This is a genomic window from Hoylesella buccalis ATCC 35310, assembly GCF_000177075.1.
Lineage (GTDB): Bacteria > Bacteroidota > Bacteroidia > Bacteroidales > Bacteroidaceae > Prevotella > Prevotella buccalis.
Genome location: NZ_ADEG01000046.1, coordinates 1 through 19,887 on the forward strand (window position 1 = coordinate 1; position 19,887 = coordinate 19,887).

Here is a 19,887-nt window from a genome sequence, read left to right on the forward strand (position 1 = left end):
GGTTCAATTCGTTGTTGAAACAAATGATTGATATGCGGATGAAAAACAAAGTCATAGCTTTTGGCCAGCAAACTCATTGCTATTGACCGCCAAACTCATTGCTTTTGACCGCCAAACTCAATGCTATTAGAAAGGAGTTATAACTCTTTGATTTACTGATTGATAAAATTTTGATGGGCGAGGCGGTGCAAACATAATGATAAAAAAAATATCCCTGCAATCCCGAAGGATTACAGGGAAACACCCCAGTGGGCGTTGACGGATTCGAACCGCCGACCCTCTGCTTGTAAGGCAGATGCTCTAAACCAGCTGAGCTAAACGCCCTTGCTACTTGAAGTAAGCGGGTGCAAAGATATGCCTTTTTCTGATAACCTCCAAACTTTTGATTATATTTTTTTGCGTTGAGTTCAATTTGATGTACCTTTGCAGATGATAATCAATTAAAAAAAGGAATAAATAATGGAAAAAGTAGTTAGTGGAATACGCCCGACAGGTTATTTACACCTGGGAAATTATTTCGGTGCAGTGAAGAGCTTCATAGAGATGCAGGACAAGTATGATTGCATGTTTTTCATTGCAGACTGGCATTCATTGACCACTCGACCCAAACCAGAAGACATACAAGACAGCGCACGCATTATTTTGGCTGAATATCTTGCCTGTGGCATCGATCCCCAAAAGGCTCCCATCTATGTTCAGAGTGACGTGAAAGAAACGCTGGAATTGTATCTTTACCTCAACATGAACGCTTATATCGGTGAACTGGGGCGCGTCACCACGTTTAAGGAAAAGGCCCGTCAGCAGCCAGACAACGTCAACGCAGGGCTCTTTACATACCCAACGCTCATGGCCGCCGACATTTTGCAGCATCGGGCTAAGAAGGTTCCGGTAGGTAAAGATCAGGAACAAAACATGGAAATGGCGCGAAAGTGCGCCTCGCGCTTCAACAGAATTTATGGCGTTGACTTCTTTCCTGAACCGCAAAACTTCTATTTCAACTCGCAGGCTTTGAAGGTACCTGGCCTGGATGGAAGTGGAAAGATGGGGAAGAGCACCGGAAACTGCATCTATCTGCACGATGATGACAAGACCATCTCGAAGAAAGTGATGAAGGCCGTTACGGACGGTGGCCCCGAGAAGGCCAACAGTGAGAAACCGGAGGTAATAGAAAACTTGTTCACGTTCTTGCGAATTTGCTCGACACAAGACACATACGACTATTTTGATGAGAAGTGGAACGATTGCAGCATTCGCTACGGAGACCTGAAAAAGCAGATTGCAGCGGACATCTGTGCGACAGTAGCTCCCATTAGAGAGCAGATTAACGAATACATTTCGAATAAGGAGTTGTTGGACAAGATTGCCAAAGAGGGTGCCGACCGGGCGCGCGAGAGTGCCAGCGTTACCTTGAAAGAGGTGCGTAGAATCATCGGATTCAGGTCATAACAGGTCTGACAAAGGCTGCATGAACACCGAAAGTGGGGGCGTTCCAACATTTGGAACGCCCCCGCTTTCAGTTATATTTTTACCTGCCGAGACCTGCGGCATCGGCAGAAAATCATTGCGTTACTTCGCCATGCCCTCATTCTCGGGTGCCTTGTCAATCAGATCCATGAACTGGTCGAGCTTCGGTGTGATGATGATTTGCGTACGGCGATTGCGCTGTTTGCCCAATTCCGTGTTGTTGCTTGTCAGCGGATTGTACTCACCACGGCCGCCGGCAGTCATTCGCTTAGGATCAACACCATAGTGGCTTTGCAAGAACTGCACCACGCTCGATGCGCGAAGGGTTGACAAATCCCAGTTGTTGCGGATGTTTTTCATCAGCGGACTGTTTTGGTTTACCGGCACGTTGTCCGTGTTACCCTCTACCAAGACATCGTAATCCTTGTAGTCCATGATGATTTTGGCAATCTTGCTCAGCGTCTCTGCAGCACGGTCATTAATCTCGTAAGATCCGCTCTTGTACAGCATGTTGTCGGCCAAGCTGATGTATACCACGCCCTTGAGCACCTGAACGTCAACCTCTTTCAACTCCTCACGACTCAAAGAGCGGGTGAGGTTGTTGGTGAGCACCATGTTCAGCGAGTCTGACTTAGACTTTACCTCTACCAAATGACGGATGTATTGGTTTGACTCATTAATCTGATCAACCAACTTGGAGATGTTGATGTTGTTGGAGCTGGTGTTCAACAAGCTCTTGTCCAGTGACTTATGTAAGTCAGCATAGTTTTTCTTTTGCTGTGCAAGTTGTTCCTCCAGCGAGGTAAGACGAGCCTGTGCGGCAGCCAGTTGTTCTTTGGCTGTCATGTAGTTGTTCGTCAACTCGCGGTTCTCCGTTTGGCAATTCTCTAAATCTTTCTTGCTGGCACAGCCTGTAACAAGTAATGTTGCGGCCAACAAGGGCAATATAACAGCATTTTTCTTCTTCATGATTTTATTGTTTTATTCAGTTTAAAATCTTCTTTTCGTGCGTGTCAGGCTCTTGGATGAACGTCATTTTAAGCCTGTTTGGGTACACGGTTCTTGTGCCAAATATACATATAATGACGGCAAAGGCAATGAGAAGTAAACCGAAATTAAAATATTTTAACCGCTTAAGCCGTTATTTATTGAGCGTTAACACGTTAGACGAATGCCGATTGCTGTGTTTATTTTACAGTTTGCTGTATTCAACTTGACTTTCTTCTGTCATCAACTTTGATGAGTGTCGTATGATTACAACAGCAGTTTTTGGGCGAACTCCCATACCACGATGCCTGCGGTGACGGAAACATTGAGCGAATGTTTGGTGCCAAACTGCGGTATTTCCAGGCATCCGTCGCATGCGTCAACGGTGTCTTGGTGCACGCCTTTCACCTCATTGCCAAACACTACGGCGTAACGTTGACTGCGGTCAACGGACAAATGTTGCAGCTTAGTGGAGCCTACCACCTGTTCGATGGCGTAAACACAGTATCCCCTTTCCCTCAAATCTTCTACCGCTTGGGTGGCCGATGCGAAGTACCGCCAGTCCACACTATCCTCTCCACCCAAGGCAGTCTTGTGTATCTCGGGATGTGGAGGGGTGGCCGTGATGCCGCAGAGGTACACCGCTTCAACCCGAAAGGCATCGCACGAGCGGAATACTGACCCCACATTATATAAGGAACGCACGTCGTCCAGCACGACGACCAGCGGTAGTTTGTCGGCCGCTTTGAAGTCCTTGACCGACAACCGCTGCATTTCTATGGTCTTTAATTTTCTCAATTTCCCAGCAATAGGTTAAGGTTGTTTGGCTTGGAAGGCCAACGCATACATCTTCATCTGCTTTACCATCGCCAGTAAGCCATTGGCTCGTGTGGGGGATAGATGCTCATGAAGGCCGATGCGGTCGATGAAATAGAGTTCTGCATCCATGATTTCCTGGGGCGTATGACCGCTGACCACGCGAATGAGCAGCGCTATGATGCCCTTGACGATGAGCGCATCACTGTCGGCCGTGAAGTACAACTTGCCTTCTTGCTCGTCACATTGCAGCCAAACGCGACTCTGACAGCCGTCAATGAGGTTCGATTGGGTTTTGTACCGTTCGTCTAATGGATCTAATTCGTTGCCCAAGTCGATGAGCATTTGGTACTTGTCCATCCAGTCGGACAGCGTTGAAAAATCTTCTATTACTTCGTCTTGCAATTCGTTGATGGTCATAAAAAGAGGGATTTTACTTTGAACATTGAACTTTGAACATTGAACTTTTTGGTTTGTTCACGTTGAACATTGAACTTTGAACATTAAACTTTATAGCTTGTTTACTTTGAACGTTGAACTTTGAACATTGAACTTTATGATTTGTTTACTTTGAACATTGAGCTTTGAGATTTGAACTTTATAGTTTGTTTACTTTGAACATTGAACTTTGAACATTGAACTTTATAGTCAGTTTACTTTGAACATTGAACATTGAACATTGAACTTTATAGCTTGTTTACTTTGAACATTGAGCTTTGAGCTTTGAACTTTATGATTTGTTCACGTTGATTTTTTGGGGTTTGAACAATATCCTGCAGCGAACAAGCTAATTACTCCCCTCCCTTTCGGGGAGGGGTTGGGGGAGAGGCCGCCATTTTCACGCATCCCGTTTCACCGCACTAACTATCTTGAATAGCTTGTCGTTGGGGCGAACTTTGTCAGGAACGGCAATGGAGATGCGCCATCCTTTCTCGGCCTTCTGTACCGGTTTCAGCTCATAGCGTATCTCGTTGGCGTCGAAATACATCACGCCCGTGGTGGGACCCGTGATGAGTAGATGCTCACCAAGCTCTATCTCAGCGGCTTCGATGGCTAACTCTGCGACGCCAAGGTTAGAAAAATACTTCACCACCTTGCCCACCAAGACCTTTTTCTCGGTAGCCTTGTTGCCATATTCTTTGGTCCATTCGCCCAGCTTCTGACCTTGGTAATAGCCGTCCCAGAATCCTCTGTTGAAGACGGCGGACAGGCGTTTGTCCCAAGTATCTTTCTTTTCTTCGGTGAAAGTGCCGTCGATAACCGACTGAATGGCTTCTTTGTAGCACGTCACCACATTGTACACATACTCTGGCCCGCGAGCCCTGCCTTCGATTTTGAACACCCGAACGCCCGCATCCATCATGAGGTTAATGAAGCGAACGGTCTTCAAATCCTTCGGACTCATGATGTATTTGTTATCAATCTCAAGTTGGTTGCCCGTCTCGTTGTCGGTAACGGTGTACGAACGGCGGCAGATTTGCACGCATTCACCACGGTTGGCCGAGCGGTTGGCATCATGAAGACTCATGTAACACTTGCCGCTGATTGCCATGCAAAACGCGCCATGACAGAACATCTCGATGCGGATGAGCTCGCCACGGGGGCCGCAGATGTGTTGTTCGACAATCTGTTGGTGAATCTCTTTCACCTGTTTTAGGTTCAGTTCACGCGCCAATACCACCACGTCGGCAAAGCGAGCGTAGAACTTCAGGGCCTCGATGTTGGAGATGTTGAGTTGGGTGGATAGGTGCACCTCCACCCCTTTCTCCACGCAATAGGTCATCACGGCCACGTCACTGGCAATCACTGCCGATATCTGGGCATCCTTTGCCGCATCGATTATCTTGCGCATGGTTGGGATGTCCTCGCCGTAAATCACCGTGTTCACTGTGAGATAGGTTTTGATGCCATGTGCCTTGCAAGTGTCGGCGATGTCGTGCAGGTCGTCAATTGTAAAATGATTGGCTGAGTGTGAGCGCATGTTAAGCTGGCCGATGCCGAAGTATATCGCTCCTGCTCCGGCCTGAATGGCGGCTGCAAGGCTCTCTCTGGACCCCACGGGTGCCATGATTTCAAAGTCTGATAATTGATGCTTCATACTTGCAAAGTTACGCTTATTTGTAATAACTGCAAAGTAAAGCTGTGCGATTTGTTCGGTTTTTGTATTATCTTTGCACAGAGATGAGAAAGATACTCTTGTTTGTGTGTAGCACGTTGGTTGTAGTTTCGGCTTGCAGAAATGCGAATAAGTCGAACGAGTTACTGCATCATCAGTTCAAAACGGATGTGATGTTGAAGGCCACCCCAGTGAAGAATCAGGGAAGCAGTTCGCTTTGTTGGGCGTATGCCATGCTGGGAACCATCGAATCGGAACGACTAATGATGGGCGATTCGGTCAACTTGTCGGTTGATTATCTCGCTCGAATGTTGCTGAAGGAACAGGCTCGTGAGTCTTTCTTTGCGGGAGGTAGAAAGCAGGTGTCGCTTCGTGGGACGGCTTCGATGGCTCTTCGTTTGCTGGAAAGGTATGGTATGTTGCATGAGGACACATATAATGGGAAGCAAGTGAATTACAATGTGTTGGCAAGAAAGATGCAGTTGGCGGCCTCGCGGTCAGCAAGTTTGCAGAAAATGGATGGGCGTGTGGATGAAATATTGGACGCTGAAGTAGGTTTCATGCCGCGGTTTGTCTTTTTCAGGCATGCCGAATATACGCCAAAACAGTTTGCTCACAGCGTTTGTTTACCTCATGAATATCTCTCATTAACCAGCTTTACGCACCATCCCTACGGTCATTCGTTTGCTTTGGAGATACCAGATAATCGGTACCGCGATGCCTTTATGAATGTATCCCTGGACACTTTGATGGCACATGTCAAGCGGGCTTTGCAGACGGGGCATCCTGTTTGCTGGGAAGGAGATATCAGCGAGCCGGGATTTTCGTTTGCAAAGGGCGTGGCCAAGTTGCCCAATGAGGCCGTAAACGTTACGCCAGCAGCGCGTCAAAGGCAGTTTGAAACACTGAAAACTACTGACGACCATTGTATGGTATTGGTGGGATTGGCGCACGATAAGCGAGGAAATACCTACTATATTGCTAAAAATTCGTGGGGTAAGAACAATCCTTTTGGCGGATATATGTATCTCAGCGACAATTATCTGCGTTTGAAAACGGTGGCTGTTTACATGAGTCAAGCGGCCTATGGGGTGTGATAAACCTTCCTAACAACAAGGGTTGGCCCACACGACACATTAGAAAACAAAAAAAGGGGCATACAAATCGATTGCATGCCCCTTAGCTTTTACTTATTTAGCGCCTATGCATCAATGTTCGCATAGGTTGCATTTTGTTCAATAAATTCACGACGTGGCTCCACGTCATCACCCATGAGCATGGAGAATATCTCGTCTGCATCGGCTGCATTCTCGATGGTTACCTGCTTCAACAGACGGGTCTTTGGATCCATGGTGGTTTCCCATAATTGTTCAGGGTTCATCTCACCAAGACCTTTGTATCGCTGCGTGTGAATGCTCTTGCTATCTTCCTCGCCCTGGGCGTACTTGTCTATGAAGGCCTGTCGTTGCTGTTCAGTGTAGCAATATTCACTTGCCTTGTTCTTGTACGTGCACTTATAAAGCGGTGGGGTGGCGATGTAGAGGTGCCCTTCTTCGATGATTTTGGGCATGAAGCGATAGAACAGCGTCATGATGAGTGTGTCGATGTGCGAACCATCGACGTCGGCATCGGTCATGATGATAATCTTGTCGTAGCGCAGCTTGTCGATATTGGCCTCTCGGTCGTCCTCTCCGTCTACGCCAAAGCGCACGCCGATGCTCTGAATGATGTTCATCACCGACTCGGCCTCGAACACTCTATGCCATTGAACCTTTTCTACGTTCAAGATTTTACCACGCAATGGCAATATGGCTTGCGTGTATCGGTCGCGTCCTTGCTTAGCCGATCCACCTGCGGAGTCACCCTCCACCAGGAATATCTCACAATCTTTCGGGTCTTTGTTGGAGCAGTCGGCCAGTTTGCCTGGCAGTCCTCCGCCGCTCATGACGTTCTTACGCTGAACGCTCTCGCGCGCCTTTCGTGCCGCAATACGTGCCGTAGCTGCCAAAACCACCTTCTCACAGATTTGTTTTGCCTCGGTAGGATGCTCTTCCAAGTAGTTGGTAAGTGCTTCGCCAACAGCTTGTTGCACGGCACCAGATACCTCACTGTTGCCCAATTTGGTCTTGGTTTGTCCCTCAAACTGTGGCTCTGCCACCTTAATAGATATCACGGCGGTAAGTCCTTCGCGGAAGTCTTCACCGGCAATCTCTATCTTTGCCTTTTCAATTTGCTTTGAAATAACGGGGTCGTTGTCTGCATACGTCTTCAACGTGCGTGTCAGTGCGGCGCGAAAACCTGTGAGGTGCGTGCCACCCTCTATTGTGTTGATGTTGTTAACGTACGAGTGTATGTTCTCAGAATAGTCGGTATTGTACATGATAGCCACCTCAATGGGGATGCCTTGCTTCTCTGTTTTCAGGTAGATGACATCATCGAAGAGGTGCGTTCTGTGCCGATCAACGTAGCGGACGAACTCTTTGAGACCGTCTTTGGCATGGAAAACCTCCGTTCGTGTCTTGCCCTCCTCATTGGGACGCAGGTCAGTAAGGGTGATGCGAATGCCTGCATTCAGGAAAGCCAGCTCTCGCATGCGCCTCGCAATGATGTCCCATTGGAAGTGAGTGGTGGTGAAAATAGATCCGTCTGGCCAGAACTGCTGACGCGTTCCACGCAGGTTGGTCTCTCCAATGACTTTCACGGGGTAGAGGGCTTTGCCCCTTTCGTATTCCTGTTGGTAAATTTTGCCGTCACGGAACACCTGAGATGTCATGTGAGAGGATAGTGCGTTAACGCAACTTACACCTACTCCGTGCAGACCACCGCTGACTTTGTACGAGCCTTTGTCGAACTTTCCGCCGGCATGCAGTACCGTCATGACCACTTCCAGGGCCGACTTGTGCAGTTTTTCGTGCTGGTCAACGGGAATGCCTCGACCGTTGTCTTGTACAGTTATTGATTCGTCATCGTTGATGGTCACTTCAATGTCGGTGCAATAACCTGCCATCGCTTCGTCAATAGAGTTGTCCACGGTCTCGTTAATCAGGTGATGGAGACCCTTCTCACTGATGTCACCGATGTACATTGCAGGGCGTTTGCGAACAGCCTCAAGTCCTTCCAATACTTGGATGTTACTGGCCGAATAATTGTTTTCGGTATTCTGATTTTCTGCCATTTGTCGTTTTGTATATTATGATATGCAAAGATACGAAATTACAGCCAAATGAGGAAATGTTTTGTTGCTAAAAATGCGTAAAAGGGTAGCGTGCGTCTGCCTTTTTTATGTGGTTTAAAGATGCGAATAAAGTATTTCTGTTTTCTGGTATTTTGTGGTTCTTGCCCACCTCGTAGCCAGTGTTGGTCAGCGACGAACCTGTGATGATTCGCCTGCTTAAAGATTGGGAAAGACGCTGTGTTGTGTTAACGGAGGAAGAGATTGAGGTGGGTGAAACCTCAAAAGGTTACACTTCTTTCGAAATGTAACCTTTGTATGTGGGGTCGTCAGATGGACTTATGCGAGTTTGCTGATGTGCTTGCAGAGGCTTGACTTCAAGTTGGCAGCCTTGTTTTTGTGGATGCCATTGGTCTTGGCCAGCTTGTCTACCATCTTCTGTACTTCAGGATACAGCTTGACAGCTTCATCCTTGTCGGTCATTGCACGCAACTTGCGTACAGCATTGCGCATGGTCTTTGCATAATATTTATTGTGCAAAGTCTTAACTTTGTCCTGACGGATTCTTTTAAGTGATGATTTGTGATTTGCCATCTTCTATTTACTTCTTTTATTTCTTTTGTGTAGTCCCTAGCAGAGTCGAACTGCTCTTTTGAGAATGAAAATCTCACGTCCTAACCGATAGACGAAGGGACCGTGCCATTTGATTAGCGGGTGCAAAGTTATGACATTTTTCCTTACCAACCAAATTTTATGCTGTAATTTTTCATTGAATGTATGAAAATCAGTATTTTTGCCATTCAAACCCACGTTCAGATGTTAGTAAAAACGCAAGCTATCGTACTACGCACCATCAAATATGGCGATTCTCAGCTGATTACAGATTTGTTCACTCAGGCGATGGGGAACGTCTCGTTTATTCAGCGGATGCGCACGGGCAAGGGCGGCAGGGTAGGGAAGCCCTATTTTCAGCCGCTCACCATCTTGGACATCGAGTTTGATGAGCGTCCCAACAAGCAGTTGCAGCGCATCAAGGAGATGCGACTGGCCTATCCGTTCTCTACCATTCCTTTCAATTCTTATAAGTTGTCCATCTCCTTGTTCTTGTCAGAATTCTTGTATTTCAGCGTGCGTGGCGAGCATGAGGTGGGGGCGTTGTATCAATATGTGGAGAACAGCATTCGTTGGTTGGATTCGGCGGAGGGGGCTTTCGCCAATTTTCATCTGGTGTTCATGATGCATCTGACGCGCTTCATTGGGTTTTATCCAAATCTTGAGAACTGGCATGCGGGCGATTTCTTCGACCTTCGCAACGGGGTGTTCTGTTCCCTCGTTCCCTTACATCCCGACTTTATTCCTCCAGATGAGGCGGCGAAGATTGGTCAGCTGATGCGAATGAACTACGAAACGATGCACCTTTTCCGCTTTTCCCGTGAGGAGCGCAATCGTTGCGCCAACCTGATATTGCGCTACTATCGCTTGCACATCCCTTCGTTCCCCGAGCTGAAATCACTCTCGGTTTTGCAAGATTTGTTCCGGTAGCCATTGGTTGTTTCTCGGGCCTTTGTGGCCTGGCCTTGAAAAGTCATTGACTTTGGGCATCAATCTATATGCTTTTGGCGTGCAAAGTGCATGACTTTGCAGCCCAAACTCAATGCAATTGTAGGGCGAGTATTAATGAATTGATTTTCAAGGAAATAGAAAGCGGCAAGAACCCTTTGATACATAGTGTTTCAAAGGGTTCTTGCCGTTAGTTTCTCGGATGGCGAAATTGAGTTTAAGAATTAGGCGAGCAGCTTTTTAACGATGCCTGAAATGGTTTTGCCATCGGCCTTGCCAGCCAATTGCTTGTTGGCCATTCCCATGACTTTCCCCATATCCTTCATGCTTGCGGCGCCCGTTTGCTCGATGATGGTCTTGACGATTTTCTCTATTTCGGCTTCCGACAGTTGTTCGGGCAGATAGCGCTCAATGACAGAAACCTGTGCCAATTCGGCGTCAGCAAGATCCTGTCGGCCTGCGTCTATGTACGTCTGTGCCGATTCTTTGCCTTGCTTGGCCAGCTTCTGAATAATCTTCAAAGCGTCTGCATCCTCCAATGTATCGTTGGCTCCCGGTGCCGTTTTAGCCTCGAGGAAAACTTTTTTGATGTTACGCAGCGTCTCAAGTGCTACCTTGTCGCGCTCTTTCATTGCGGTTTTGATGTCTTCGTTAACCTTTTCAAATAATGCCATTTGTTTGATGTTTTATTGTATTTGTTGACGAGCTGTCGTCGGTGTATATTGTTTTATTCAAAACTGATGAGTCCCTGTATGGGTTCATTGTTCTCTTTTTGTTCGGGTTCCTTGGGTTCACCCGATGCCTGTTTGCGTATGTCGTCCAACATTTGGCGCGTACGTTTGTAGGTGGGGAAGCTCTCTACGGCCAGGATAACGTCCTCGTTGTCGAGGTCTTCGTTGCTAAAGAGATAGACGTGCGGGTGACGTTTGTACTTAGAGTTTTTCCCATCCTTGTAATATTGCTCCTTGCGGTTGATGAGTTGTATCTTTCGCTCTTCCTCTTCGGCCAGGCGCATGGCTTCTTCTTGCGAGTGACGTTTGCCGATGTGGCTGTCCATTCCCTCTACATCGCTGATGCCAAAACCTGTGGCCAGGATGGTGACTTTTACCTTCTTGCCGAGGTCTGGGTCGATGGCGATGCCCCATTTGATTTCAAAGTCGCTGTCAAAGCGTCCCATGAAGTCGTTCACATCGTTCATTTCCTCCATCATCAGACCGCTGTTGTCGTTCTTTTCGTTGCAGAAGTTGATGCTGAGCAGTATCTTTTTGGAGTTGAAGATGTCGTTATCGTTCAACAGCGGAGAGTTCAATGCGTCCTCGATGGCAGCCTTCACGCGGCCCTCGCCCTCGCCAAAGCCCGTGCTCATGATGGCCACGCCGCCGTCTTTCAGCACCGTTTTCACATCGTTGAAGTCGAGGTTAATCAGTCCGTGGTTGGTGATAATCTCCGCAATACTCTTGGCTGCAATGCTCAAGGTGTCATCGGCTTTGCCGAAAGCGTCGAGCACGGTGAGGTCAGGGTATATCTCGCGCAGCCGTTCGTTGTTGATAACCAGCAGGGCATCCACATGCTTGGCCATCTCTTCCACGCCGTCCAGGGCTTGATTAATCTTCTTATCGCCCTCGAATCGGAAAGGAATGGTGACGATGCCAACGGTCAAAATGCCCAATTCCTTGGACACGCGGGCAATGACCGGAGCAGCTCCTGTACCCGTACCACCGCCCATACCGGCCGTGATAAATGCCATGCGGGTACCATCGTTGAGCATGTTTTTGATATCTTCGAGGCTCTCTTCGGCGGCCAGGCGAGCTTTTTCGGGCTTGTTGCCGGCTCCCAGTCCTTCTTTGCCGAGCTGCAAGTGGAAGGGTACCGGACTGTCGTTGAGCGCCTGATTGTCGGTGTTGCAGAGCACGAAGGTTACATCGTGAATGCCTTCGCGATACATGTGGTTGACGGCATTGCCACCGCCACCGCCAACACCGATTACCTTGATAATGCTGCTTGCTTTGTCTGGTTCTCCGAAATCGAGAATGTTAGGGGTGTGGGTATTGTCTGACATAATTGTAATTCTTAATGGTTCGTTCTTGGGATGTCGTGATAGGGCTGCTGCTTATTCTTCCTCTTCGGTTATTTTGCTGGCAAAGTTTTTAATGCTTTTCCATATTTTGTTGACGGGAGAGTTCTCTCTTTTCTCTTTCGCTATGCGGCGTTCCTCCTCTTCCTGCGCCTTTCGCTCAGCTTCTTCCTGCTCCTCTTTTTTCTTACGCAGCAATTCTTTTTCTTCTTCGGTCTGTACGATGCCCGTTCCGGACGTCTCCGTATACGATCGAGGACCTTTGGCTGGAGCGGGCGTCGGCGTGGTGTGCTTGGGTTCGTTGCTTTGGAATAAGTCGGCAGTAATCTCTTCGCCAGCGCAATTGATGTCGCCTTTGGCGAGCAAACCCAGGATGGTGTTCATAGTTCCGGTATGAGCTGTAATCTCTGGGAGGTTGGAATTGATATTCTGGTTCACAAACTTGGCTATGCGAATCTTCTCCGTTGGGGCTTGGTTGGTAAAGGCCTTCTCAATGTTGGGCATGTTCGAACCGCCGCCTGTGAGGATGATTCCGCCAATGAGTTTGTCGGCATATTCGTTTGGAATCTGATAAAAAACGTTCTCAATGATTTCTTGTAGGCGCGATTCTACAATCTCGATGAACTTGCGGCTCTCAACTTTTCTGTCTTGGTCGATAGGGTATTTCTTGTTGTCATCAATGTCACTATTGTCGGTGTAGGCAGAAGCGTATTTCAATTTCATTTGCTCAGCCTGACTGTCTTCCATCAACAAGGAGGTGATGTCCTTGGTGATGTTCTCGCTACCCAATGGGATCACGGCGAGATGACGCAAGATATTTTTGTAATATACCAATACGGTTGTGGTGTCAGCACCCAGGTCTATCAGTGCACAGCCAGTTCTTTTTTCGGTCTCTGTCAGTACGGCGTCGGCCAAAGCCAGTGGTGCTAAATACAGTTCGGCAATCTCCACGCCAGCCTTGTTGAGGCATTGGTTGAGGTTTTTGTAGAACGTTTTGCGCCAAAGTATGTTGAGGAAATTACCCTCCAACCTTGAACAAGGAATGCCAACCGGGTCTAACTGGTATAGCGCGTCAACCTTGTATTCCTGCGTGGCAGCGTCCAATATCTCCTGTTCAGCGTAAGTCATGCTGCGATTGGCGTCCATCAGCTCGTTAATCATGTCCTGAGTTACGACGGTTTCAGCGGGCAAATCCTTGATGATGACGTTCTTGACGCTGCGGATGCTCTGTCCTCCGACACCAACATAAACTCGGGCTATGTTGGTTTTGAGCGTAGTTTCCAACTTCTTGATGATGTTGGTCAAGCACAATACTGTCTTGTCAATGTTGAAAACTACACCTTTGCGTATGCACGAGGTGGAATCTTCTTTGACAACAGCAAGAATGGAGATGCTTCCATCTGAATTCTTTTTTCCTGCAATACCTGTGATTTTTGACGATCCCAGTTCAATAGCTACGATAAATTCCTTTGCCATACGTTTTTATATCTTTATCAAATCTTTTTGTTCGTGTTATGTACTTTTGTTCTCACATCCGTTCAATTGCTTCGTCTTTTGCAGATGATTTGGTTGTCAAACTCCAGGTTGATGTAAGAATATTTGTTCCATCCCGCCTGTGAAAGGCCATATTTATAGAACTTTTCCAGACGTGTGAGTTTCTTCTTGGTGAAGCTCTCAATCAACGAGAGCCGCTTTGTTCGGTCATTGCTTGTGGGCAACTGACCCAAATAAATGATGTGGTCGCCCACCCTGGGGACCAACTCTATGCCGCGGTCGGGTAGAACATGAATTTGTTCTATTTGGTTTTTCCATAGCTCGTTACCCATCAATGCTTTGCTCAGCGCCGACACATAATGCGTGGCAAACCATTTGTTAATGTAGCCAGTCGCGATGATGAGGTCGCTCGTGTAACTGGAGTTGGGCATGATGGCATCCTTATCATCCAGATAATAGTCGTCACCATTGACCGACTTGATGCGCACGATGGGCATTCGTTGCGTGATGCTGATGTTGACATGTCCATTTTGTGTTTTGTAACATTCAGCCGTATTGACAAACGGACTGGTCTTCAACATGTCCTCTATCTTGCGGGCATCTACGTATTTCAATGGCTTTTCCAGCGGGTAGAGCTTGTGCTTCTCCAGTCGATCCCTGATTTCTGCGGCGTTGATAAAACCATTTTGGGCCTCGTCTGCAATGTCAATGCTTACTTTTGTGCATACGTTGGCCGTTTCATCAGGCTTGTTGAATGCCGTGAAAGCAAAGACCAGATAGATGCCCAGCACCACATCCAGTACGATGGTTATTATCTTTTTCAGGTTTCTTCTCACTTGCTTTCTATGATCTTAGCCATTTGTGGAACGTAATTATCCAAGTCACCGGCGCCCAATATCACGAGGACATCGAAGTCGCGTCGCTTCACCAGGTCGAGAACCTCTTCCTTGTGAATCATGCTTTTCTCCTTACAGGTAAGTTCATCGTATATCAGTTGTGACGTCACTCCCTTGATGGGTTGCTCACGAGCGGGATAGATATCGCACAAAATCACTTCGTCCAGCTGGCTCAATGCTTTGGCAAACTCCTTATAGAAGTCTCTGGTTCGGGTGTAAAGATGCGGCTGAAAGATGGCCGTCACCTTGCGGTCGTGATACAACTCGCGCAGACTTTTGGCACTTTGGTATATCTCCTTTGGGTGATGCGCATAGTCGGAGAGCAGCACATGGCGGTCGTTCTTAATCTTGAAGTCGAACCTTCGCTCCACTCCATGATAGGTAGACATGCCATATCGCAGTTCTTCGGCCGTGCAACCATTCAGTTGTGCCATAGCCATGGCAGCCACGCCGTTCTCAATGTTGATGGGAATGGGCTGACCAAGTTCTACGCCTTCTACATTTTCCAAGGGCGAAATGAAATCGAAAGTGATATGACCATTTTTAATTTCGATATTCTCTGCATGGAAATCTCCTTTGTCCCTGCTGTAGTCATACATGCTTACGCCCTCCTGAACCGCAGGCTTCATCTCCAAATCCCGATGGATAATCAACGCTCCACCTGGCTGAATGAGCGTGGTATAGTGACGGAAACTCTCCAGATAAGCCTCTTTTGTGCCGTAGATATCCAGATGGTCGGGGTCGGTGGAGGTGATTACACTCATCCACGGACGCAGCCAATGGAAACTACGGTCGAACTCATCGGCCTCGATAACGATATAATCGCTCGCATCTGACAGGATGTAGTTGGTGCCATAGTTCTTTGAGATGCCGCCGAGAAAGGCATTGCAGTCGACATGACTCTGGTGCATGATGTGGGCGCACATGGTGCTGGTTGTGGTCTTACCGTGCGTTCCTGCAAAGCACAATCCCTTGTGTGTCTGGGTCAATGTGCCGAGCACCTGTGCTCGCTTTTGTATCTCAAAGCCGTTTTCCCTGAAGTATTTCAACTCTTGATGGGTTTCCGGAATGGCGGGTGTGTAGACAACAAGGCATGTCTGTGGGTTCTTACATGCATGCGGTATCTCCTCCACATTTTCTTCATAGTGAATGAGCATTCCCTCTTTCTCAAGCTGGTTGGTCAGTGCAGAAGGTGTCTTGTCGTAACCAGCCACCACCACACCTTTATGAATGAAGTAGCGAGCGATGGCACTCATGCCAATGCCGCCAGCCCCAATGAAATAAACCGACTTGATCTCTGTTATGTCCATTTCTCTTCTCTTCTTTTGTCTTGTGGAGTTATCGAAAGTTGCAGGTAGTTCGTTCGCTTCGCTCATTGGCGTTGGCGGACGTTCCCTTTCATGTTCTATGCTTTTCTTTGCCGGCGTTTTTGTCTACCGGTTCGATGCCAGTTTGATGACCTCATCTGCGATGATGTCGGCAGAATGAGGCAATGCGAGCTTCAAAACATTCTCGCTCAGCGATGCCAACTTACTGTCGTTCTGTACGGTTTCGATGGCTTGTTGTAGCAACATGTCCTTCGCTTCGGAATCTTTGACATAAATGGCAGCGTTCTTGTTGACCAAAGCCATGGCGTTTTTCGTTTGATGGTCTTCAGCCACGTTCGGACTGGGGACCAGGATGACGGGCTTGCCAATAAGACAGAACTCGCTGATAGAACTGGCTCCGGCGCGGCTTATCACCAAGTCTGCCGCCTTGTAGGCAGCCCCCATGTCGCTGATAAAGTCAGTTACGTGGAGCATGGGCAGCGGCTCTTCCGACTGCAAGGCCTTGGTGATGCCTTCGAAATAATATTTCCCAGTTTGCCAAATAAATTGCACACCGCTCGCTCTTACCATATCCAGGTGGCTCATCACGCTCTCGTTGATGGTTCTGGCTCCAAGACTTCCGCCTACCAATAGCACGGTTTTCTTGTCTGGGTCTAGCCCGAATGACTTCCTTGCCTCTTGTTGTGTCAAGGCAGTTTGCAGCACATTTTGCCGCACGGGGTTGCCTGTCATGATGATTTTGTCGGCTGGGAAGAATCGTTCCATGCCTTCGTAAGCCACACATATCTTGTCTGCTTTCTTCGCCAACAACTTGTTGGTCACCCCAGCATACGAGTTTTGTTCCTGTATCAAGCAAGGAATGTGCCGTTTTGCACAAACGTTCAACGTGGGGCCACTGGCATATCCACCCACTCCGACGGCGGCCATCGGCTTGAAGTCTTTGATGATGGCCTTAGCCATGCGCTGACTTTTCCATATTTTGAACAGCACGGAGATGTTCTTCAACAGGTGTTTGCGGTCGAATCCGCAAATGGGTAGTCCTTTTATCTCGTAGCCAGCTTTGGGCACGCGCTCCATTTCCATGCGCCCGATAGCCCCCACAAAGAGTATCTTCGCATCAGGACGCTTTGCCTTGATGGCGTTAGCGATGGAGATGGCTGGAAAGATATGTCCTCCCGTTCCGCCACCACTGACAATAATTCTCAATTCGTTGCTCATCTAACTCAGATGTATTTAATGGACAAAAGTAATCAAAAAATATGTCTTTTTGTCATGATTCACCATATTTATTTTATGCCATTAGGTGACAAGACTATGCCGTTGCGAGCTTTTCGGCCATCACTTCGTCACTGTCGGCGTCTGGTTTTTTCTTGGCCGAACGGCTGACACTGAGTATCGCACCGATGTAAACGCAGTTGATGATGGTGGAAGTTCCGCCCTTGCTGACCAATGGCAGCGGCTGACCCGTAACGGGTGCCAGGCCCACGGCCACGCACATATTGAACAAAGCCTGGGTCACCAGCAGCAGAGCCAGTCCCATAGCGAGGAAGGCAGGGAAATTGTTCTCGCAGCGGTTGGCTATGCGTCCAGTCCTAAAGAGCAGGATGATGTACAGCATGGCCACGAAGAATCCGCCGAAAAGCCCCATCTCCTCGATGATGATGGCATAGATGAAGTCGGAGAAAGCCTGCGACAGAAAGTCGCGTTCTACCGAGTTTCCCGGTCCCTTACCAATAAAGTTCGACGACACGATGGCAATGTTGGCATGCCCTATCTGTGCGTCTTTATCCAAGTCGAATTCCTCCGGAGGGGTCTCTTTGCCAGCTATGAATCGGTCGATGCGCCCTTTCCAGGTGTCAAAGCGGTGGAACACAGAGCCAAACATGCTGGGATCTTTCTTTTGTTCCGCTACGGCAACCTGTTCTATGTGGTTTGGGTTGGCGTTTTCTTTCTCATGGTCTTCCCCCACAACCATCACCAGCGTGAAGACGGTTAGAATCAACAATGTGACTACCCCCAATGCCTTCCCAAGGATTTTGCCAGGTACGCGCCCGATAATCATCATCATGAAGATGACCATACACAGCAACATGGCCGTGGAAAGATTCTCTACCATGATGAGCGGAATGATGAAAGCACTCACGATGAGAATGTATTTAAAGGCGTTTTTGTCCGCTCCGTGCTCGGTTTGCAAGGCACTTAGTATCTGCGCTGTAGCCAGAACCAGCGCGCCTTTGGCGATTTCGGAGGGCTGAAACTGTATGCCTACGATGCTAATCCACCGTTGGGCACCGTTGGTAGACTGCCCTGCCAGCAAAACCGTTATCAGCGCGACGACGGCTATCAGTAGTAGGAAGGGGGTTACAATCTTGAAGTACTTGCACTTGATGTTGAGCGTTACCACCATGGCAAACACGCCCACCAGCAGGATGCCCGTGTGCTTCACGATGGGAGCCCAATAGTGTCCGCCCTTGTAAGTCAGTCCGGCAGAGGCCGAATACACCTCGATGACCGAAATGATGCAGAGGAAGAAGAAGACCATCCAGATGACCTTGTCTCCCTTGAAGATATTTCCTAACGTCTTGTCCATTACAGATTTCTTACCAAAGTTTTAAACTGATCGCCCCTATCTTCCATGTTCTTGAACAAATCGAAGCTGGCACAACAAGGACTGAGCAGCACCGTGTCGCCTGGTTTGGCCAACTCGTAACAGGCTGCCACGCATTCTTTCATCGAGTGGGTGTCGCGAACTGGGATGCCCAAGTTGTCGAAATTGTCGTGCAGCTTGCTGTTGTCGGCTCCGAGATACATCAGTGCGACGCACTTTTCTTTCACCAAATCTTTAATTGGGCCATAGTCGTTTCCCTTATCCTTTCCGCCCAGAATGAGGATGGTGGGCGTTCGCATGCTTTCCAGCGCATACCAGCAGGCATCCACATTGGTGGCCTTCGAGTCGTTGATGTACTGTACGCCGCCCACCTTGCACACCTTTTCCAGACGATGTTCCACGCCGGGAAAGTCGCTGAGGCTCTTTCTGATAACCTCGTTCCTGATACCTGCGATGTCGGTGGCAATGCCTGCGGCCAGCGAGTTGTAGATGTTGTGCTTGCCGGTGAGTGCCAGTGCCTCCTGCTCCATGTTGAATGGGGTAGGCTTCTCAATGGTGTATTCGCCCTCTTCGATGTATCCTATCGAGCCTTTCTCCTTGAGTTCAGAGAAGGGGCATTGCACGGCCTTGATGTTATACTTCTTCAATTCGCGCTTGATGATGGGGTCGTCGTTCCAGTAGATGAAGCTGTCTTGCGCGGTTTGGTTCTGTATGATGCGCATTTTGGCGTCCACATAATTCTGCATGCAGTTGTCGTAGCGATCCAAGTGGTCGGGGGTGATGTTCAGCAGGATGGCGATGTCGGCCTTAAACTTGTACATGTTGTCCAACTGGAACGAGCTCAGCTCGATGATGTAGTACTCATGCGGGTCCTCGGCCACCTGCAGTGCCAGACTGCGCCCTATGTTGCCAGCCAGTCCGGCATCGTAGCCAGCCGACTTGAAGATGTGGTAAATCAGCGACGTGGTGGTGGTTTTGCCGTTGCTGCCCGTGATGCAAATCATCTTCGAGTGGGTGTAACGCCCGGCAAACTCTATTTCGCTGATGATGCCGATGCCCTTTGCCATGGCCTTCTGCACCATTGGAGCCTCTTTCGGGATGCCCGGACTCTTGATGATTTCGTCAGCGTTCAGAATGAGTTCGGGGGTGTGATGCTTCTCTTCCCACCTAATGTTGTGCTCATCCAGCGTCTTCTTGTATTTGTCTTTGATTTCACCCATGTCAGAAACAAATACGTCGAAACCTTCTTTTTGGGCTAAGATGGCAGCTCCAACTCCACTCTCTGCTGCTCCGAGAATAACTATTCTTTTCATGTGTTCTACTCCTTTTTTTTATTTACTTGCACCCGCTAATTTGGCTGTTGGCTTTGGTT

At 48.3% G+C, this 19,887-nt stretch carries 17 protein-coding genes and 1 tRNA gene; 3 read left to right on the forward strand and 15 right to left on the reverse strand.

Features of this window, described 5'->3' with window-relative positions; genetic code table 11:
• Positions 1-249 precede the first annotated feature (249 nt).
• Positions 250-324: transfer RNA gene (locus HMPREF0650_RS05350), tRNA-Val, on the reverse strand.
• A gap of 135 nt (positions 325-459) precedes the next feature.
• On the opposite strand from HMPREF0650_RS05350, the gene trpS reads away from it, so the two are divergent.
• On the forward strand, positions 460-1,446 hold the full coding sequence (gene trpS, locus HMPREF0650_RS05355) for a tryptophan--tRNA ligase (protein ID WP_004348960.1): 987 nt from the start codon (positions 460-462) through the stop codon (positions 1,444-1,446).
• A gap of 120 nt (positions 1,447-1,566) precedes the next feature.
• On the opposite strand, the gene HMPREF0650_RS05360 is transcribed toward trpS, so the two are convergent.
• The 4 genes from HMPREF0650_RS05360 to HMPREF0650_RS05375 all read right to left on the reverse strand — a co-directional run bounded on the left by HMPREF0650_RS05360 (position 1,567) and on the right by HMPREF0650_RS05375 (position 5,365).
• The gene (locus tag HMPREF0650_RS05360) at positions 1,567-2,433 is read right to left on the reverse strand and encodes an OmpA/MotB family protein (RefSeq protein WP_004348961.1); all 867 of its coding nucleotides are present in this window, start codon (positions 2,431-2,433) and stop codon (positions 1,567-1,569) included.
• A 285-nt stretch (positions 2,434-2,718) separates the two neighbouring features.
• Complete coding sequence (locus tag HMPREF0650_RS05365; RefSeq protein WP_036874242.1) at positions 2,719-3,249, reverse strand: RNA methyltransferase; 531 nt, start codon at positions 3,247-3,249, stop codon at positions 2,719-2,721.
• A gap of 15 nt (positions 3,250-3,264) precedes the next feature.
• The gene (locus tag HMPREF0650_RS05370) at positions 3,265-3,687 is read right to left on the reverse strand and encodes a SufE family protein (protein WP_004348963.1); all 423 of its coding nucleotides are present in this window, start codon (positions 3,685-3,687) and stop codon (positions 3,265-3,267) included.
• A 418-nt stretch (positions 3,688-4,105) separates the two neighbouring features.
• A complete protein-coding gene (locus HMPREF0650_RS05375) occupies positions 4,106-5,365 on the reverse strand; it encodes a peptidase U32 family protein (protein WP_004348964.1) in 1,260 nt (419 codons plus the stop codon).
• An 83-nt stretch (positions 5,366-5,448) separates the two neighbouring features.
• Between HMPREF0650_RS05375 and HMPREF0650_RS05380 the strand changes: the two genes are divergently transcribed.
• Positions 5,449-6,480 (forward strand): C1 family peptidase, encoded by a 1,032-nt coding sequence (locus HMPREF0650_RS05380; protein ID WP_040562564.1) that lies wholly within the window; start codon positions 5,449-5,451, stop codon positions 6,478-6,480.
• 104 nt (positions 6,481-6,584) lie between these two features.
• Here HMPREF0650_RS05380 and gyrB read toward each other — a convergent pair whose 3' ends face one another.
• Both gyrB and rpsT read right to left on the reverse strand, forming a co-directional pair.
• Positions 6,585-8,558 carry a DNA topoisomerase (ATP-hydrolyzing) subunit B gene (gyrB, locus tag HMPREF0650_RS05385; protein ID WP_004348967.1) on the reverse strand — a complete coding sequence of 658 codons (1,974 nt, stop codon included), beginning with the start codon at positions 8,556-8,558 and terminating at the stop codon, positions 6,585-6,587.
• Positions 8,559-8,894: 336 nt separating this feature from the next.
• Positions 8,895-9,149, reverse strand: a complete 255-nt coding sequence (gene rpsT / locus HMPREF0650_RS05390; protein ID WP_004348968.1) for a 30S ribosomal protein S20 — start codon at positions 9,147-9,149, stop codon at positions 8,895-8,897.
• A 222-nt stretch (positions 9,150-9,371) separates the two neighbouring features.
• Here rpsT and recO point away from each other — a divergent pair, with 222 nt between their 5' ends.
• A complete protein-coding gene (gene recO, locus HMPREF0650_RS05395; RefSeq protein ID WP_004348970.1) occupies positions 9,372-10,097 on the forward strand; it encodes a DNA repair protein RecO in 726 nt (241 codons plus the stop codon).
• Positions 10,098-10,339: 242 nt separating this feature from the next.
• Here the strand turns inward: recO and HMPREF0650_RS05400 are convergent, their stop codons facing one another.
• The 8 genes from HMPREF0650_RS05400 to murD all read right to left on the reverse strand — a co-directional run bounded on the left by HMPREF0650_RS05400 (position 10,340) and on the right by murD (position 19,828).
• Positions 10,340-10,789, reverse strand: a complete 450-nt coding sequence (locus HMPREF0650_RS05400) for a GatB/YqeY domain-containing protein (RefSeq protein WP_004348972.1) — start codon at positions 10,787-10,789, stop codon at positions 10,340-10,342.
• Positions 10,790-10,842: 53 nt separating this feature from the next.
• On the reverse strand, positions 10,843-12,174 hold the full coding sequence (gene ftsZ / locus HMPREF0650_RS05405; RefSeq protein ID WP_004348974.1) for a cell division protein FtsZ: 1,332 nt from the start codon (positions 12,172-12,174) through the stop codon (positions 10,843-10,845).
• A gap of 51 nt (positions 12,175-12,225) precedes the next feature.
• Positions 12,226-13,665: a cell division protein FtsA gene (ftsA, locus tag HMPREF0650_RS05410; protein WP_004348975.1), complete on the reverse strand. Its 1,440-nt coding sequence runs from the start codon at positions 13,663-13,665 to the stop codon at positions 12,226-12,228.
• A gap of 62 nt (positions 13,666-13,727) precedes the next feature.
• Entirely contained in the window at positions 13,728-14,519 is a 792-nt protein-coding gene (locus tag HMPREF0650_RS05415; protein ID WP_004348977.1) for a cell division protein FtsQ/DivIB, read from the reverse strand.
• A complete protein-coding gene (gene murC / locus HMPREF0650_RS05420; RefSeq protein WP_004348978.1) occupies positions 14,516-15,889 on the reverse strand; it encodes a UDP-N-acetylmuramate--L-alanine ligase in 1,374 nt (457 codons plus the stop codon). Before murC ends, HMPREF0650_RS05415 begins: the two co-directional genes overlap by 4 nt.
• Before the next feature lie 123 nt (positions 15,890-16,012).
• Positions 16,013-17,125 carry an undecaprenyldiphospho-muramoylpentapeptide beta-N-acetylglucosaminyltransferase gene (gene murG, locus HMPREF0650_RS05425; protein WP_004348979.1) on the reverse strand — a complete coding sequence of 371 codons (1,113 nt, stop codon included), beginning with the start codon at positions 17,123-17,125 and terminating at the stop codon, positions 16,013-16,015.
• Positions 17,126-17,219: 94 nt separating this feature from the next.
• Positions 17,220-18,497, reverse strand: coding sequence for an FtsW/RodA/SpoVE family cell cycle protein (locus HMPREF0650_RS05430; RefSeq protein WP_004348981.1), 1,278 nt, complete (start codon positions 18,495-18,497; stop codon positions 17,220-17,222).
• Positions 18,497-19,828: a UDP-N-acetylmuramoyl-L-alanine--D-glutamate ligase gene (gene murD / locus HMPREF0650_RS05435; RefSeq protein WP_004348983.1), complete on the reverse strand. Its 1,332-nt coding sequence runs from the start codon at positions 19,826-19,828 to the stop codon at positions 18,497-18,499. The genes HMPREF0650_RS05430 and murD overlap by 1 nt, the downstream gene beginning before the upstream one ends.
• Between the last annotated feature and the right edge of the window lie 59 nt (positions 19,829-19,887).

What these genes read in the sequence shown, in the direction of transcription:
- HMPREF0650_RS05400 (WP_004348972.1), bottom strand. Translation starts at nt 10,789, where the DNA reads ATGGCATTATTTGAAAAGGTTAACGAAGACATCAAAACCGCAATGAAA.
- trpS (WP_004348960.1), top strand. Translation starts at nt 460, where the DNA reads ATGGAAAAAGTAGTTAGTGGAATACGCCCGACAGGTTATTTACACCTG.
- HMPREF0650_RS05360 (WP_004348961.1), bottom strand. Translation starts at nt 2,433, where the DNA reads ATGAAGAAGAAAAATGCTGTTATATTGCCCTTGTTGGCCGCAACATTA.
- ftsA (WP_004348975.1), bottom strand. Translation starts at nt 13,665, where the DNA reads ATGGCAAAGGAATTTATCGTAGCTATTGAACTGGGATCGTCAAAAATC.
- gyrB (WP_004348967.1), bottom strand. Translation starts at nt 8,558, where the DNA reads ATGGCAGAAAATCAGAATACCGAAAACAATTATTCGGCCAGTAACATC.
- murG (WP_004348979.1), bottom strand. Translation starts at nt 17,125, where the DNA reads ATGAGCAACGAATTGAGAATTATTGTCAGTGGTGGCGGAACGGGAGGA.
- HMPREF0650_RS05380 (WP_040562564.1), top strand. Translation starts at nt 5,449, where the DNA reads ATGAGAAAGATACTCTTGTTTGTGTGTAGCACGTTGGTTGTAGTTTCG.
- ftsZ (WP_004348974.1), bottom strand. Translation starts at nt 12,174, where the DNA reads ATGTCAGACAATACCCACACCCCTAACATTCTCGATTTCGGAGAACCA.
- murD (WP_004348983.1), bottom strand. Translation starts at nt 19,828, where the DNA reads ATGAAAAGAATAGTTATTCTCGGAGCAGCAGAGAGTGGAGTTGGAGCT.
- murC (WP_004348978.1), bottom strand. Translation starts at nt 15,889, where the DNA reads ATGGACATAACAGAGATCAAGTCGGTTTATTTCATTGGGGCTGGCGGC.
- recO (WP_004348970.1), top strand. Translation starts at nt 9,372, where the DNA reads ATGTTAGTAAAAACGCAAGCTATCGTACTACGCACCATCAAATATGGC.
- rpsT (WP_004348968.1), bottom strand. Translation starts at nt 9,149, where the DNA reads ATGGCAAATCACAAATCATCACTTAAAAGAATCCGTCAGGACAAAGTT.
- HMPREF0650_RS05370 (WP_004348963.1), bottom strand. Translation starts at nt 3,687, where the DNA reads ATGACCATCAACGAATTGCAAGACGAAGTAATAGAAGATTTTTCAACG.
- HMPREF0650_RS05430 (WP_004348981.1), bottom strand. Translation starts at nt 18,497, where the DNA reads ATGGACAAGACGTTAGGAAATATCTTCAAGGGAGACAAGGTCATCTGG.
- HMPREF0650_RS05375 (WP_004348964.1), bottom strand. Translation starts at nt 5,365, where the DNA reads ATGAAGCATCAATTATCAGACTTTGAAATCATGGCACCCGTGGGGTCC.